General features: G+C 50.2%; 16 protein-coding genes and 3 tRNA genes. 11 read left to right on the forward strand and 8 right to left on the reverse strand.

Annotation, left to right across the window (positions count from 1 at the left end):
- Positions 1 to 299: 299 nt before the first annotated feature.
- The 4 genes from prfC to E0L21_RS07760 form a co-directional block, all read right to left on the reverse strand.
- Positions 300 to 1889 carry a peptide chain release factor 3 gene (gene prfC / locus E0L21_RS07745; protein WP_131408239.1) on the reverse strand — a complete coding sequence of 530 codons (1590 nt, stop codon included), beginning with the start codon at positions 1887 to 1889 and terminating at the stop codon, positions 300 to 302.
- A 91-nt stretch (positions 1890 to 1980) separates the two neighbouring features.
- Complete coding sequence (gene yjjG / locus E0L21_RS07750) at positions 1981 to 2658, reverse strand: pyrimidine 5'-nucleotidase (RefSeq protein ID WP_131408241.1); 678 nt, start codon at positions 2656 to 2658, stop codon at positions 1981 to 1983.
- Between the two features lie 12 nt (positions 2659 to 2670).
- Positions 2671 to 3111, reverse strand: a complete 441-nt coding sequence (gene rimI, locus E0L21_RS07755; RefSeq protein ID WP_131408243.1) for a ribosomal protein S18-alanine N-acetyltransferase — start codon at positions 3109 to 3111, stop codon at positions 2671 to 2673.
- On the reverse strand, positions 3080 to 3493 hold the full coding sequence (locus E0L21_RS07760) for a DNA polymerase III subunit psi (RefSeq protein ID WP_131408245.1): 414 nt from the start codon (positions 3491 to 3493) through the stop codon (positions 3080 to 3082). The genes rimI and E0L21_RS07760 overlap by 32 nt, the downstream gene beginning before the upstream one ends.
- A 134-nt stretch (positions 3494 to 3627) precedes the next feature.
- Here E0L21_RS07760 and rsmC point away from each other — a divergent pair, with 134 nt between their 5' ends.
- From rsmC to E0L21_RS07780, 4 genes are all read left to right on the forward strand, one after another.
- A complete protein-coding gene (gene rsmC / locus E0L21_RS07765; RefSeq protein WP_131408247.1) occupies positions 3628 to 4656 on the forward strand; it encodes a 16S rRNA (guanine(1207)-N(2))-methyltransferase RsmC in 1029 nt (342 codons plus the stop codon).
- A 168-nt stretch (positions 4657 to 4824) separates the two neighbouring features.
- A tRNA-Leu gene (locus E0L21_RS07770) sits at positions 4825 to 4911 on the forward strand.
- Positions 4912 to 4939: 28 nt separating this feature from the next.
- Positions 4940 to 5026: transfer RNA gene (locus E0L21_RS07775), tRNA-Leu, on the forward strand.
- Between the two features lie 31 nt (positions 5027 to 5057).
- A tRNA-Leu gene (locus tag E0L21_RS07780) sits at positions 5058 to 5144 on the forward strand.
- A gap of 33 nt (positions 5145 to 5177) precedes the next feature.
- Here E0L21_RS07780 and E0L21_RS07785 read toward each other — a convergent pair.
- A complete protein-coding gene (locus tag E0L21_RS07785) occupies positions 5178 to 5456 on the reverse strand; it encodes a DUF1435 domain-containing protein (RefSeq protein WP_131408249.1) in 279 nt (92 codons plus the stop codon).
- A 217-nt stretch (positions 5457 to 5673) separates the two neighbouring features.
- On the opposite strand from E0L21_RS07785, the gene E0L21_RS07790 reads away from it, so the two are divergent.
- The gene (locus tag E0L21_RS07790) at positions 5674 to 6738 is read left to right on the forward strand and encodes a GGDEF domain-containing protein (protein WP_131408251.1); all 1065 of its coding nucleotides are present in this window, start codon (positions 5674 to 5676) and stop codon (positions 6736 to 6738) included.
- A 102-nt stretch (positions 6739 to 6840) separates the two neighbouring features.
- A complete protein-coding gene (fhuF, locus tag E0L21_RS07795; protein WP_131408253.1) occupies positions 6841 to 7629 on the forward strand; it encodes a siderophore-iron reductase FhuF in 789 nt (262 codons plus the stop codon).
- A 43-nt stretch (positions 7630 to 7672) separates the two neighbouring features.
- On the opposite strand, the gene E0L21_RS07800 is transcribed toward fhuF, so the two are convergent.
- Complete coding sequence (locus tag E0L21_RS07800) at positions 7673 to 9013, reverse strand: PTS sugar transporter subunit IIC (protein WP_131408256.1); 1341 nt, start codon at positions 9011 to 9013, stop codon at positions 7673 to 7675.
- Positions 9014 to 9352: 339 nt separating this feature from the next.
- Between E0L21_RS07800 and E0L21_RS07805 the strand changes: the two genes are divergently transcribed.
- Complete coding sequence (locus E0L21_RS07805; protein WP_131408258.1) at positions 9353 to 9811, forward strand: YbaK/EbsC family protein; 459 nt, start codon at positions 9353 to 9355, stop codon at positions 9809 to 9811.
- Positions 9812 to 9863: 52 nt separating this feature from the next.
- Here the strand turns inward: E0L21_RS07805 and bglJ are convergent, their stop codons facing one another.
- Both bglJ and E0L21_RS07815 read right to left on the reverse strand, forming a co-directional pair.
- Entirely contained in the window at positions 9864 to 10484 is a 621-nt protein-coding gene (gene bglJ / locus E0L21_RS07810) for a DNA-binding transcriptional activator BglJ (protein ID WP_131408274.1), read from the reverse strand.
- 11 nt (positions 10485 to 10495) lie between these two features.
- Positions 10496 to 11218 (reverse strand): LuxR C-terminal-related transcriptional regulator, encoded by a 723-nt coding sequence (locus E0L21_RS07815; RefSeq protein WP_131408260.1) that lies wholly within the window; start codon positions 11216 to 11218, stop codon positions 10496 to 10498.
- A gap of 533 nt (positions 11219 to 11751) precedes the next feature.
- Here E0L21_RS07815 and E0L21_RS07820 point away from each other — a divergent pair.
- The 4 genes from E0L21_RS07820 (at position 11752) to E0L21_RS07835 (ending at position 14307) form a co-directional block, all read left to right on the forward strand.
- Positions 11752 to 12528 (forward strand): threonine/serine exporter family protein, encoded by a 777-nt coding sequence (locus tag E0L21_RS07820; RefSeq protein WP_131408262.1) that lies wholly within the window; start codon positions 11752 to 11754, stop codon positions 12526 to 12528.
- Complete coding sequence (locus E0L21_RS07825) at positions 12519 to 12992, forward strand: threonine/serine exporter (protein WP_131408264.1); 474 nt, start codon at positions 12519 to 12521, stop codon at positions 12990 to 12992. The genes E0L21_RS07820 and E0L21_RS07825 overlap by 10 nt, the downstream gene beginning before the upstream one ends.
- A 347-nt stretch (positions 12993 to 13339) precedes the next feature.
- A complete protein-coding gene (locus tag E0L21_RS07830; protein WP_020456447.1) occupies positions 13340 to 13795 on the forward strand; it encodes a MarR family winged helix-turn-helix transcriptional regulator in 456 nt (151 codons plus the stop codon).
- An 83-nt stretch (positions 13796 to 13878) separates the two neighbouring features.
- Positions 13879 to 14307, forward strand: a complete 429-nt coding sequence (locus tag E0L21_RS07835; RefSeq protein ID WP_086870353.1) for an organic hydroperoxide resistance protein — start codon at positions 13879 to 13881, stop codon at positions 14305 to 14307.
- Positions 14308 to 14393 lie beyond the last annotated feature (86 nt).

The raw sequence follows: 14393 nt of genomic DNA on the forward strand, positions 1-14393 counted from the left end.
TTCTGCCCTTGATGACGCGTTTACAATCCCGCTGCACATCGCGCCAAAGCAGTTTTTAATATTACTTAGTGAAGAAATCATTGAATAAAAGGCTATAATTCACGCATTGAACAGGACTTTTACCCACGCGATTTGTCATCACTTTGTTAAATATAGATCACAATCGACAAAAATCATGGCTGAGTGGGCAAAAAACGAACAAATGGAGGCGAAATGACGGGTTTTAAGAACAATCCGCAAGGGGCTAATAAGACAGGAGAAGTGGCAGAGCACGGCGTAAACCGTGCTCTGTAGAAGGATTAATGCTCGCGAGTTTTGTGGAAAGTCACTTCCGGATAGCGTTCCTGCGTCAGGTTCAGGTTTACCATCGTTGGGGCGATATAGGTCAGGTTGTCACCGCCATCAAGCGCCAGCTGCATTTCGTTCTTACGTTTGAATTCCTCGAATTTCTTCACGTCAGCACTTTCAACCCAGCGTGCAGTCGCCACGTTGACAGACTCATACACCGCTTCCACGTTGTATTCGCTCTTCAGACGGGAAACCACCACGTCAAACTGCAGTACGCCCACTGCGCCGACAATCAGATCGTTGTTGGCGATGGGGCGGAACACCTGAACCGCGCCCTCTTCTGAAAGCTGAACCAGGCCTTTGAGTAGCTGTTTCTGCTTCAGTGGGTCACGCAGGCGGATGCGGCGGAACAGCTCCGGTGCGAAGTTCGGAATACCGGTGAACTTCATCATCTCGCCCTGGGTGAAGGTGTCGCCGATCTGAATCGTCCCGTGGTTATGCAGACCAATAATGTCACCCGGGTAGGCTTCTTCTACATGAGAACGATCGCCGGCCATAAAGGTCAGCGCGTCAGAGATAACCACATCTTTGCCGATGCGCACCTGGCGCAGCTTCATGCCCTTCTCATAACGCCCGGAAACCACACGCATAAACGCCACGCGGTCGCGGTGTTTCGGGTCCATGTTGGCCTGAATTTTAAAGACAAAACCGGTGAATTTGTCATCATCCGCTTTTACTACGCGGGTGTCTGTTTTACGCGGCATTGGCGCAGGCGCCCATTCCACCAGACCATCCAGCATGTGGTCGACGCCAAAGTTACCCAGCGCGGTGCCAAAGAACACCGGCGTGATTTCGCCGCTCAGGAACAGCTCTTTATCGAACTCGTTCGATGCGCCCTGCACCAGTTCCAGCTCATCGCGCAGCTGTTTCGCCAGGTCTTCACCCACGGCTTTATCCAGATCCGGGTTATTCAGCCCTTTAACGATGCGCACTTCCTGAATGGTGTGCCCCTGGCCTGTTTGGTACAGGTAGGTTTCATCTTTATAGAGATGGTAAACGCCCTTGAACAACTTACCGCAGCCAATCGGCCAGGTAATCGGCGCACAGGCGATCTTCAGCTCGTTTTCCACTTCATCCAGCAGCTCCATCGGATCGCGGATGTCACGGTCAAGTTTGTTCATAAAGGTCAGGATCGGCGTATCGCGCAGACGGGTAACTTCCATCAGCTTGCGGGTCCGGTCTTCAACCCCTTTTGCCGCATCGATAACCATCAGGCAGCAGTCCACCGCCGTCAGTGTGCGGTAGGTATCTTCGGAGAAGTCTTCGTGCCCCGGGGTATCCAGCAGATTGACCAGACTGGTTTTATACGGGAACTGCATCACGGAGGTGGTAATAGAGATACCACGCTGCTTTTCCATCTCCATCCAGTCGGATTTTGCATGCTGGCTGGAGCCGCGGCCTTTTACCGTACCGGCGGTCTGAATCGCCTGTCCGAACAGCAGTACCTTTTCCGTGATGGTCGTTTTACCGGCATCGGGGTGCGAGATAATAGCGAACGTGCGGCGCTTCGCTACCTCTTGTAAATAAGGAGACAACGTCATAATGAAATCTTCTGTGTAATTGCGCGGCCTCAGGCCTCGCGATGAAATACGAAAAATGCGGCTATTGTACTCAACGGCGGAGTGCAGACAATCAATGTTTACACAGGAGTTGCTCCAGTTCGTTCAAGGACGAGACGGTCCAGGTCGGGTTGATGCCTTCTGGCAGCGTGCGATCGTGCGCATTCAACCAGCAGGTCGAAAGCCCAGCGTTAATGCCGCCCAGGATGTCGGATTCCGCCGTATCACCAACCATCAGCACGCGGTCGCGATCCGGGTTACCCGCTTTTTGCAGCGCGTAATCAAAAATCTTCGCATCGGGCTTCGCCACACCGACTTCTTCGGAAATCACTAATACATCAAAATAGTCGCGAAGGCCGGTGCGTTCCAGGCGAATTTGCTGCAAGGCGGTGAAACCGTTGGTGATGATGCCGAGCTTCGCTTTGCCTTTGAGGCTATTCAGTAATGATACAGCGCCTGGCAGTGGCGCGCAGATTTCAGCCATCGCATTCAAAAACGCGTCGTTAAGCGAACCGGCGGGGACATTCAGACGTTCAGACCAGCTCTGAAAGCGCTGCGTCTGCAACTGCAATGCGCTAATGGCACCATTTTGGTAATCCACCCACAGCGGTTTGTTAACCGATTGATATTCTGCAAAATCCTGATCGGTGAATGTCACGCTATAGTCAAGAAACATCCGTTGTAAGCCGCCAAACGCATCAAAGGTAAACAGCGTTTCGTCGGCATCAAAGAGTATCCAGTCCCATTTCATTACATCACCTTTTTAAATTGCTAAAGCCATTACTATCGCGTCTTCACGCCCGTTGGCAGTGGGGTAATAGTTACGGCGAATCGTCGCTTCGTTAAATCCTAAACTTTCGTACAGTGCGATAGCACCACTGTTAGAGGCGCGAACTTCCAGCCATAGCGTCAGCACATCGCGCACTTCCAGTTCGCGAATCAGATGTTCCAGCAACTGACGCCCCAGCCCTTTACGCTGCCAGGCCGGATCAACGGCGATGTTAAACAGCGTGGCTTCGTCGAGCACGACCTGGGTAATGGCAAATGCGGCCATTTCATTTCCAACCATCAACCGGTAGTTGAGATAGCGTTCGCCCTGATTGCTGGCCAGCGTTTTTTCGCTCCAGGGGAAAGCATGCGCCTGTGTTTCTATTTGGTATGCGCGGGCTAAATCAGCCGTGCTGAGGGAAGAAATCGTGTTCATGTTCGCAGATTTGTTGCCATAAAGCGGCGCGAGCCGCAGGGTTTGTGCGTAGCTCATCAACCGTCGGCGTCGCAACCTGAGCGCCCGCCAGCGCCTGCTGCGCTTCAACACCCAACCACCAACTGTTGCACTGGCTTTCGGGCGGTAGCATGGCGACGCGATCGGGCGTCAACGGGAGGACTTGATCGTCTGTCACGGTTAGCGCGCGCAGCACGTCGCTGACCAACGGATCGCTCAGCGTCGGCAATGTCGGCGAAACCATCACCAACCGGATATGCGCGGGCAGCGAAATAGCAATTTCCCCCTGCAGCGCCGCCGGGCGTCGCAAGGTCCACTGGGTAATGCCCAGTTGTTGTAATTGCCAGTCGCGTCGGGAAGTCATCGTGAAACACTCCTGTATCAGGCGCGCAAATATAACAAACTCGACGAAATTGCGCCATCAACACGCAGCCAACAAAGAGGCAGTTTGAAGGATAACGTGTATAATCGCCGCCTGAATTTAAAGAGGAACCATTCATGTCTGCTTATACCCCGGCAAGTGAAGTCTTGCTGCGCCACAGTGACGATTTCGAACCAAGCCGTATTTTATTTGCCGGCGATTTGCAGGATGACCTGCCCGCTCGCCTGGACACCGCTGAAAGCCGTGCCTGGACGCAACAATTCCATCAATGGCAGACCTTAAGCCAGCAGATGGGTGAACATGCCCGTTATAGCCTAGTGGCCGATAGCGAGACAGTCGGCGACAGCGACACGCTTATTTATTACTGGCCGAAAAATAAACCGGAAGCCCTGTTTCAGTTGATGAACCTGCTGTCGCTGCTGCCAGTAGGCACTGACATTTTCGTGGTGGGTGAAAACCGTAGCGGTGTGCGCAGTGCCGAACAGATGCTGGCAGAGTATTGCCCGCTGAATAAAGTCGACAGCGCGCGTCGCTGTGGGTTGTATCACGGTCGTCTGGAGAGGCAACCGACGTTCGATCCGAATGGTTTCTGGGGCGAATACACGCTGGATAATCTGACGATCAAGACCTTACCGGGTGTGTTTAGCCGTGACGGCCTGGACGTCGGTAGCCAGCTCCTGTTGTCGACCTTAACGCCGCACACCAAAGGGAAAGTGTTGGATGTGGGTTGTGGCGCGGGTGTGCTCGCAACGGTACTGGCAAGCCATTCGCCAAAAGTGCGCCTGACGCTGTGCGATGTTTCCGCCCCGGCGGTTGAAGCCAGCCGCGCAACGCTTGCGGCGAACGGTTTTGAAGGTGACGTTTTCGCCAGCAATGTCTTCTCAGAAGTGACGGGCCGCTTTGACATGATCATCTCCAATCCGCCATTCCATGACGGTTTGCAAACCAGCCAGGAAGCCGCGCAAACGTTGATTCGCGGAGCGGTGCGCCATCTGAACAGCGGCGGCGAGCTGCGAATTGTTGCGAACGCCTTCCTACCTTACCCGGATATTCTGGATCAAACGTTTGGTTTCCATGAAGTCATTGCGCAGACAGGCCGATTCAAAGTGTACCGTACGGTGATGACGCGCCAGGCGTTAAAGTAACCCGCAGGCCCGGTGGAATCACCCATCGGGCAAATTTCACCACCTCACCACGCCGCGCCCATTTTTACAGCGTTCAGCCTCAGTCTGTGCAATTAACTATTGACGAAAAGTTGAAAACATCTAGAATGCGCCTCCGTGGTAACGATACTTCAACAGTATCGATGGTATGCGAAGGTGGCGGAATTGGTAGACGCGCTAGCTTCAGGTGTTAGTGTCCTTACGGACGTGGGGGTTCAAGTCCCCCCCCTCGCACCATAAATCACGTTGATATCGCTTGCACTGTGCGAAGGTGGCGGAATTGGTAGACGCGCTAGCTTCAGGTGTTAGTGTTCTTACGGACGTGGGGGTTCAAGTCCCCCCCCTCGCACCAACGAGGCGATATCAAAAAGTAAGATGACTGTGCGAAGGTGGCGGAATTGGTAGACGCGCTAGCTTCAGGTGTTAGTGTCCTTACGGACGTGGGGGTTCAAGTCCCCCCCCTCGCACCAGATATCTTATTCCTTCCTTGTATATCTCCCCTGTTACATCATCATCTTTAGATTCAACAGCATCAACGTCATTGCGCCAACCAGTGCAACGCCTGAAGGTAATAAAATAAAGTGACGTAAACGCTTGTGGTAAAGCATAACGGGTGTCAGTAATAGCCCCAGAACAATCACTACTCGCCACGCATTGACAGATAGATCCGCCAGCATCAGGGCAGCGACAACCACTCCAGACACAACAATTCCCCAACCACTTCCCAGCGCCCGCTGCAACATGGTTTTATCTCTCAAACTGATAATGATAACCAATATCATATGATATCTTTTCTCAATTGTCAGCCTGCAGTCATGCGGTCGTATGAAGATTACTCATCATCTAATGACAGCCATTCAGTAAGGTGATAAATTAAGCACTGCTTAAATCTAAATCCAAATCACTAATTTTTCACAATGATAGTTTCGTTGTGTTACTTCTTTTTCCCTTTGACTCATAGCGCAGTAGTATATTGCGGATAAATAACGATTTTTAGGTATGACATTACAAACCTGGCAATCTCTATGTAATAAGAGATATCGATTGTCCCTACGACTCTTTTTACTGCTCAACGCAATCTCAGCTTTGTTCTCAATCGCTCTGCCGCTCTACAATCAGCGCGCTTTCACGTTTCCCGTATGCGCTATCTTTGTTGCGAGCATTGTGCTGCCAGCGTGGCAGCGCTGTTATCCAAAAGCAAAAATCAATATTACATTCATCTCATTTATCTTTGGCTGTCTGTGGGCATGGCATGTGATAACCAAAGTCAGGTTGCTCAATGACAACGCCTCAACCTACTTGCTTATTGCCTTGCTAAGCGTGCTCTTTATCGGCTCGATCGCTTTTTCAAATAACATTGTCGCGTTTTTGCTGCACTCTTTGCCTGTGTTTGTCACATGTTTGTGGCTGAACGAAGGGGAAAGCGGAATCAGGCTTATTTACACTTTTGCGTTGCCGGTGCTCGGGATATCTATCCAACATGCGATTCAAAAGCGTAATGACAGCTTTGCCCTTGCGCTGATGAACCGCCTGATACAAGAACGCAAAACGCTCAACGATCTGAGCATGCTCGATCCATTAACCGGCCTGTATAACCGTCGTGGTTTGCAACACAAACTCAATAACTTGCTGACCGTCGATGAGAGTTCGCGTTTCGTCCTGCTGCTTGATATTGATCACTTCAAAGCCTACAACGACCACTACGGCCATATGATGGGCGATCAGGCACTTATCCGCGTTTCCGCCGCCTTGCGCGACGCCGTGCGCTCCCGTGATATCGTCGCACGCTTTGGTGGCGAAGAGTTCATGATTCTGTTGAATAATGTGGACCTGGAAGAGGCCCGTCTGACCGCAGAGCGTATCCGCCAGAAAGTTTACGATTTGAAAATCCCGCATATGTTTAACGAAAGCGTTGCCACGAACGTGACTATCAGCATCGGGATTGCGCCACTTACCGATCACGATATTGATGCAGCGCTTTCGCTCGCCGATAAAGCGTTATATGAAGCCAAACATTTAGGTCGCAATAACATTCTGGTGAGTGGAGAGCTGCAAGTCGCTTAAGTAGTGGCCGGCACTAACTTTACGATAAAAATGTTGCTATCGATTTTACCTCTAGCTAGGATTGGCAATCATTATCATTTTGATTCCATATCAGCTGGCGCTATGACTTATCGCACTGCATCGAGCACCGAAAACCTTATCTGGAGAAGCCGACGCACTGATGAGCGCGACTCGCTGGCAAATGCCATGCGGGAAACTATCGCCAGCACCCGTGAATATTTGCTCGATTTTATTCGTCTGAATGAACCCGCGCCGTACCCGGCAATGACGCTGACAGAGTGGTCGCGTCCTGCAGCATTACAATCGCTTATCGCCACTTATTCCGATCATATTTACCGCAACCAGTTGATGCAGCCGCGTGAAAATAAACCGTTGCTGTCGCTATGGGCACAGTGGTATCTCGGGCTGCTGGTGCCGCCACTATTATTGACGTTGCTGACGCAAAAGAGCGCCATTGACCTCTCCCCGGAACATTTTCATGTCGAGTTCCATGAAACCGGCCGCGCCGCGTGTTTCTGGATTGATGTGCAACGGGATAATAAATTGTCTTCATACAACGATGCGCAGCGAATTTGTGCATTAACGACACAGGCGATGCTCCCGGTAGTGCAGGTGCTGGAAGCCACCGGCGATATCAACGGTAAACTTATCTGGAGCAATACCGGCTACTTGATCAACTGGTGCCTGGGAGAGCTGATCCCTCAGCTAGGAGAAACACGTGTCGCCGCGCTTCGCCAGCTTTGCTTTTTCGAAAAACAGCTAGCTAACGGCAGTGATAACCCATTGTGGCGCACAGTTGTTCTGCGCGACGGCGCTCTGGTGCGTCGCACTTGCTGCCAGCGGTATCGCCTGCCGGATGTTCAGCAGTGCGGTGATTGTACGTTGAAATAAGCAGAGGGCGATAAATCGCCCTCTTCGTTTTTATACGACACCATCACGCAACCTGCTTCTCTTCCTCTGCGCGTTGTGCCTCTTCAGCTTCCTGTTCCAGCAACTGTTTCTCATACACTTTGAAGAACGGGTAGTAAATCACTGCGGAAATACAGGCCAGCAGCACGACAAGAATCGCGGCGCGGAAATCCCAACCTAACGCCCATGCACCGCCAATCGGTGCAGGTGCTGTCCAGGGGACAACGGAAATGACGCGGCCAATCAGATCCAGTTTCATTGCCGCCCAGGCAATAATCGCATTGATGGTCGGTGCCAACAGGAACGGGATAAAGAACACCGGGTTCATTACAATGGGAGTACCGAAAATAACCGGCTCGTTGATATTGAACAAACTGGGCACCACGCTCAAACGCCCAATCGAACGCAAATGCACCGAGCGGCTACGCAGGTAGCAGAACACCAGCCCCATGGTCGCCCCGGATCCGCCAATAACAATAAAGAATGTCCAGAACGCTTCCATAAAGATATGCGGTAACGGCGCACCTTGCGCCAGCGCGCTCTGGTTAAGCCCGAGATTCGTTAACCAGAACATCTGCAGCATCCCGGAAACAATTGCCGCACCATGGATACCCGCAAACCACAGCAAATGACCGATGATCACCGCCAGTAAAATCGCGGGCAGCGAGTCCGCCGCTGCCACCAGCGGTTTGAACAGCGCCATAATGGCTTGCGGGATTAACATATTGAACTGCGTCTGAATGAGCAGGCTCAGCGGATAAAGCGTCAGCACCACGACCAGCACCGGGATCAGCAAATCAAAAGAGTTTTTGATCATCGGTGGCACCTGGTCTGGCAAACGGATACCTATATTGTGCGCTTTCAGAAAACGCATCATTTCGACACAGTAAACAGCCACGAGGATCGCCGTGAAAATACCGGTACCGCCCAGGCTATCCACCGGCAATGTGCCGCTGGTTTTCGGCGCTGCAACCAGTAAAAAAGCCATCAGCGACAGCATCGCGCACATAAACGGATCCAACTGATGCGACTTCACATAATGTTTACCGAGGTTGTAAGCAATCGCCGCACAGATATAGATAGACATAATGCCCATCGTCATATCAAAAGGCGTGAGGATCCGCCCTTCATACTGCTTCGCCAGGTCCAGCCATGTACGGGCAAAACCCCAGGTTGTGTCTGGCGAAAAGGGAGGGTAAGCAAACACAAGCAAGAATGAGCCCACAATCATAAACGGCATCGCGGAGATAAAACCGTCGCGAATCGCCATAACATGACGCTGGGAAGAGATGCGCCCGGCTACCGGACTGACATAATTTTCTATAAACCGGAAAATAAGATTAAACGCAGCATGGTTGGCAGACATAGTAGATCTCCTATCAGGCTAACAAAGTAAGTGCATCAGCAACCGTTCTGCCGTGCAGCGATCCATGTTTTTGACGTGAAACCATGCAGGTTTTCGAACCAGCATTACAGCAAAGATGAGTAGGTTTCATAGACGGCTCTTTTTTAATTTTATGGACAGAGGGAAATGACAAAATGAGTATTAACCCGGCTTGTTAACACTGCAACCGGTTACTGTAACCGGTTTCCGCGATTGTGAAGAGGATCGAGAATCTGGCAGTAAGATGTTTGTTAGGCCCGCGTATTTACACACATAACAGCCTTGTGACAGATTAATGGCGGTCATTTGCTGGAGAACATCATGAGCTTGCAGTCCGTGCGGCAGTTCTTTGCCGATAACGCCCCCGACATTGATATTATTGAACTTAACCAAAGCACAGCGACTGTGGCACTGGCCGCCGCCGCGCATAATGTCGAACCCGGGCAAATCGCTAAGACGCTGTCGTTAAAAGTGAAAAACGAAGTGATATTGGTCGTCGCGAAAGGTGATGCACGCCTTGATAACAAAAAACTAAAAAATACCTTTGGCGCGAAAGCCCGAATGCTAAGCAGTGATGAGGTCGTCACTATTACCGGGCATCCAGTCGGTGGTGTCTGCCCGTTTGGTCTGGAAAACCCGTTACAGGTGTATTGTGACGTGTCGTTAAAACGCTATCGGGAAGTGTTACCGGCAGCGGGAGCGATTCACAGCGCGATTCGTATTTCTCCCGACAGGATGGCGGAGTTAACTCGCGCGAAATGGATTGATGTGTGTCTGTAGCTGAGTAACAAAGCGCCAGGAATATCCTGGCGCCAGTTCCCAAAAGCCCCTTTTACATTAACTCAGACGCAGCGCGCGCGCAGGGCGGCTTCCATGTCAGAATATCCGCCGCATCAAGCAAACCGACATCTGATGTGACTCCCAGCTTTGCCATCGCGTTGAATTTATGCGCACGAATAGTTTTCACATTACGATCCAGTTGCGATGCAATCTCGGCAACAGAAAAACCCCGCGTCATGTAGTTCAAAATTTCCCTTTCTGTCGGGCTGAGCATACGACACTGGCTCACATACCAATGGTTAATCATGTTTTCGTTAATACGCCGCGTCTCACCAAACAACGTGACCAACTCCTCCAGTAGCACAGCTAATGGCGATGATTTACTCAATATTCCGTGCAACTGTGAGGGTGATAGATGCCCAACCAGCCGCGCTTCACGGTTGTCTCCCGCTAATACTATGCGCTGCATTCCTGGATGAGAAAGGGAGAGTAAATGCAGACACATCAGGCATTCCAGCCGCTCTTTCCGCTGACCAAAAAGGGAATAGATGACGGAAAAAAACGAAGTCTGTTTCAGCGCCTGCCGAAACGCCGAATGATCTTTAAAAAAATAAAAGCGATATTGATTAATAGCAGATTCATCAAATAAATGTCGTAGGCCCTCCCCGCTCATTATGCATTTTTCTATGATGGCAATATTTCCCTTCTTCCTGGTATTTTCCATTCATTATGTTCTCCGTCCGCTGTACCAAAATCCAGCTGTTTCATTCCCTGGCTACTATTAATCCATGTATACAAATCTGCGTTACTACGTAGTGATAATCGCCGCATTGCGCTATTCTTTTGCGCGCTGACTGTCTTATTACTTTTTTTAAGCAGTGTGGCGATTTGATTAATCCCCCACCCTTTTCCAAGGAGACGTAACACTTTACGCTCAGACAACGTTAACATTGCGTTCGAAAAAGAATTGTCGTTGTGTTTATGCCATCCTGAAGTCAATAAGGTTTGGCTAATATTCTCAACATCTTTATGCCCATTACGAATGGCGTCAATGACGCCCTCGATCGGTTCCACATCGGCCAGCAATGTTGTTTTGGGCTGCATAAGAAGCTCAGCGGCCACAGGATAGAGGCTGCGCGAGACGAAGAATAGCCAGCGCGCGTTATCGCATTGAGAGAACAGTGAATAATATTGCTGGCAGCTTTTCCTTGCATAACGCTGCTCCCCCGATAAATCAGTGATTATCAATCTGGCACATTTTAATTTAACCGGTGCAACCTCTTCCACTGACGAATAATAATTGAGCGCATATTCTGGGAAATGTCGCTCAAGAATGCCGCCAATCCCGACCCTAAGTACCGGCGTTTTGCTGATGATAATCCCCTGATTGCCGTCTTTCGATAGCATAAAACCTCCGCTTCCATTTGCGCGTTCTATCAATCTTATTTATAAGTATTTACTCAGTTAATACTCATATTACGTAAGGTAGCAACACCCTTTTGATGCAGCCACCATAAAATTGGCACAATTTATGAATGGCAATAAATATAATGTACTGAATTATAATATCCACGAGTAACGTGTCAACATTGCACAATGCGCATTAAAACATCCGATACATTATTAATAATAAAATAAGAAATTTAAAATAGTCGACACATATAGAGATAAGGGAAAAGTAATCATCTTAAATAAGATATAAGATCTTATTAACGCTAACTTCATCATTATTCTCAGCTAAGCGGAAAAAAATCTGCTGTTTCTTTTCCGTTATTACTTCATTCTTAACATGCGATAAGATCTCCTTTTGACCACGAACAAGCGTGATTGAATGCACAATTCTTGATCTTTCTTAGCGCCATCCAACCCTTGTCCTGTGCTAAAAATAGGCTTTCCGCTCCACCCTTCGTGAGCGTTGGTGCAACAATACCAGGGTAATCATGCAAACAGACCAGTCATCACAGCGGGCCATTACGCGGCTGTGCATTCAGTGCGGCCTTTTTTTGTTACAGCACGGCGCAGAGAGCGCGCTGGTTGAGGAGCTTTCAACGCGTCTGGGACTGGCGCTGGGCATGGACAGTGTTGAAAGCTTGATTTCTTCCAATGCCATTGTCCTTACCACGATTAAAGACGGAAAGTGCCTGACATCGACCCGCAAAAATAGCGATCACGGCATCAATATGCACGTGGTGACGGAAGTCCAGCATATTGTCATCCTCGCTGAGCATAAGTTATTGGATTCTAAAGACGTCGAGAAGCGCTTCGCTCAAGTCAAACCCTTACGTTACCCGCGCTGGCTGGTCACGTTGATGGTGGGTCTCTCTTGCGCCTGTTTTTGCAAGCTCAATAATGGCGGCTGGGATGGTGCTTTTATTACTTTTTGCGCCAGTAGTGTCGCGATGTACGTCCGCCTGGTTCTGGCGGGTCAACACTTACATCCACAAATCAACTTTTGTATCACCGCCTTTGTCGCCACCACGGTTTCCGGCTTAATGCTGACGCTACCCGCTTTTCTGCAATCATCAACCGTTGCCATGGCCGCCAGCGTTTTGCTTTTAGTACCGGGTTTTCCGTTGATTAATTCGGTTGCCGATATGTTTAAAGGACATATCAATACGGGGCTTGCGCGTTGGGCTATCGCCAGCTTATTAACGCTTGCTACCTGTATCGGTGTGGTAATGGCAATGACATTGTGGGGGTTACGCGGATGGGTGTGATTTTGTTCATCCTGGCACTGGCGCAGGATATGTTACTGGCGGCCATCCCTGCCGTTGGCTTTGCCATGGTATTTAACGTCCCGCACCGCGCTCTGCCCTGGTGCGCACTGCTTGGCGCAATTGGTCATGGTTCGCGCTTCGCCATGGTGCAGTGGGGATTCAATATCGAATGGTCGACCTTTGCCGCCTCAATGCTGGTCGGCTCAATTGGTATTCACTGGTCACGCTGGTACCTGGCGCACCCGAAAGTCTTTACCGTGGCGGCGGTGATCCCTATGTTTCCGGGGATTTCTGCCTATACCGCGATGATTTCGGCGGTCAAGATCGGCCATTTTGGCTACAGCGAAGAGCTGATGATTTTGCTGTTAACGAATTTCCTGAAAGCATCGTCGATTGTCGGCGCACTCTCTATCGGCCTGTCGATTCCTGGGCTGTGGATTTACCGCAAACGCCCCCGCGTATAAGGTTAGTTTTCTGCCGTCACAGTCATCATCCACCAGTAATGAAGGTGGAATTCCGTGGCGGCAAATTTTGACGCAGAGAGACTTATTGCTATTACGAAACGCGTAGCATAATCCCTTGATATCTCTTTAAATTTCCAAAAAAGCGCGATTCATCAAACATGCAGTGAGTAATGTTCATTTTTACTAGATCGGCAACATGAAGACCTTCCCCATCTTTTTGCAAAAACCCCGTTTCCGCTTGCGAAGCACCAATACAATGCTGAAACGGCAGGCACGTTCTCATGCATTATAACTGCTCGCATAAAAATAACTTGCAATAAAATCGCACACTATCTATATTCAATCGCATGAAGAAAACATCGACTCCAACCGCGAATGCGCAGCTCGCGTTAGATAACCAGTTTTGTTTTGCACTGTACTCAACAAACCTGGCGCTGCATAAGCTCTACCGGCAGTTACTGGCACCGATGAATCTGACCTACCCGCAATATCTGGTGATGCTGGTGCTGTGGGAGAAAGATGACATTACCGTGTCAGAAATCGGCGAGCGCCTGTTTCTCGACTCCGCCACGCTGACGCCGCTGCTGAAGCGTCTGGAAAGCGCCGGGCTGATTCGTCGCCAACGTTCGCGCCAGGATGAACGCCAGGTAGTGATCACCTTAAGCGAAAGCGGGCGTGACCTGCAGCAGCAAGCGACGTCGATTCCGGAAGCAATCGGCTGTGCAATGGCTTGTGATAGCGCAACGCTTGCCGATATCAAGCAGCAACTGGAACGGCTTCGCCAACAGTTTCAACGGGCATAAGCTCCCTTTACAGGGAGTTTATTTCCAGCAACAACATAGCGCACTATTTTATAGCAAACACTCTAGATAATAAGGAACCTGTCATGTCTTTAGAAAAAGTTGTTTACACTGCAAAAGCCAAAGCAACCGGAGGCCGTGATGGCCGCGCAACCTCTTCCGACGGCGTACTGGATGTCAAACTGGGCGTACCGAAAGAGATGGGTGGCGCTGGCGGCGAAGTGACTAACCCGGAACAGTTGTTTGCTGCGGGCTACTCCGCCTGCTTCCTTGGCGCGATGAAATTTGTCGCCGGTCGCGACAAAATCAGCATGCCGAAAGAGGCCTTTATTGAAGGTGAAGTCGGTATCGGACCTTTGCCAACCGGTTTTGGTATCGAAGCCAAACTGAATATCCACCTGCCGGGGATGGACGCCGCTGAAGCCAAAAAACTGGTCGATGCTGCGCATATTGTTTGCCCTTATTCCAACGCCACGCGCGGCAACATCGACGTTACGCTGAATATCATTGCGTAAGGCAAAATAAGCCAACATGTTGAAAAAAAATATCCTCCGGCATAGCCGGAGGTTTTTCAGATGCGCCTGTAAGGCTCTGTTACCAG

It is taken from the genome of Kosakonia quasisacchari (genome assembly GCF_004331415.1).
Classification (GTDB): domain Bacteria; phylum Pseudomonadota; class Gammaproteobacteria; order Enterobacterales; family Enterobacteriaceae; genus Kosakonia; species Kosakonia quasisacchari.

Bases quoted from the DNA above. Each gene is read 5' to 3' on its own strand.
- prfC (WP_131408239.1), bottom strand. From the start codon at position 1,889: ATGACGTTGTCTCCTTATTTACAAGAGGTAGCGAAGCGCCGCACGTTC.
- yjjG (WP_131408241.1), bottom strand. From the start codon at position 2,658: ATGAAATGGGACTGGATACTCTTTGATGCCGACGAAACGCTGTTTACC.
- rimI (WP_131408243.1), bottom strand. From the start codon at position 3,111: ATGAACACGATTTCTTCCCTCAGCACGGCTGATTTAGCCCGCGCATAC.
- E0L21_RS07760 (WP_131408245.1), bottom strand. From the start codon at position 3,493: ATGACTTCCCGACGCGACTGGCAATTACAACAACTGGGCATTACCCAG.
- rsmC (WP_131408247.1), top strand. From the start codon at position 3,628: ATGTCTGCTTATACCCCGGCAAGTGAAGTCTTGCTGCGCCACAGTGAC.
- E0L21_RS07785 (WP_131408249.1), bottom strand. From the start codon at position 5,456: ATGATATTGGTTATCATTATCAGTTTGAGAGATAAAACCATGTTGCAG.
- E0L21_RS07790 (WP_131408251.1), top strand. From the start codon at position 5,674: ATGACATTACAAACCTGGCAATCTCTATGTAATAAGAGATATCGATTG.
- fhuF (WP_131408253.1), top strand. From the start codon at position 6,841: ATGACTTATCGCACTGCATCGAGCACCGAAAACCTTATCTGGAGAAGC.
- E0L21_RS07800 (WP_131408256.1), bottom strand. From the start codon at position 9,013: ATGTCTGCCAACCATGCTGCGTTTAATCTTATTTTCCGGTTTATAGAA.
- E0L21_RS07805 (WP_131408258.1), top strand. From the start codon at position 9,353: ATGAGCTTGCAGTCCGTGCGGCAGTTCTTTGCCGATAACGCCCCCGAC.
- bglJ (WP_131408274.1), bottom strand. From the start codon at position 10,484: ATGAGCGGGGAGGGCCTACGACATTTATTTGATGAATCTGCTATTAAT.
- E0L21_RS07815 (WP_131408260.1), bottom strand. From the start codon at position 11,218: ATGCTATCGAAAGACGGCAATCAGGGGATTATCATCAGCAAAACGCCG.
- E0L21_RS07820 (WP_131408262.1), top strand. From the start codon at position 11,752: ATGCAAACAGACCAGTCATCACAGCGGGCCATTACGCGGCTGTGCATT.
- E0L21_RS07825 (WP_131408264.1), top strand. From the start codon at position 12,519: ATGGGTGTGATTTTGTTCATCCTGGCACTGGCGCAGGATATGTTACTG.
- E0L21_RS07830 (WP_020456447.1), top strand. From the start codon at position 13,340: ATGAAGAAAACATCGACTCCAACCGCGAATGCGCAGCTCGCGTTAGAT.
- E0L21_RS07835 (WP_086870353.1), top strand. From the start codon at position 13,879: ATGTCTTTAGAAAAAGTTGTTTACACTGCAAAAGCCAAAGCAACCGGA.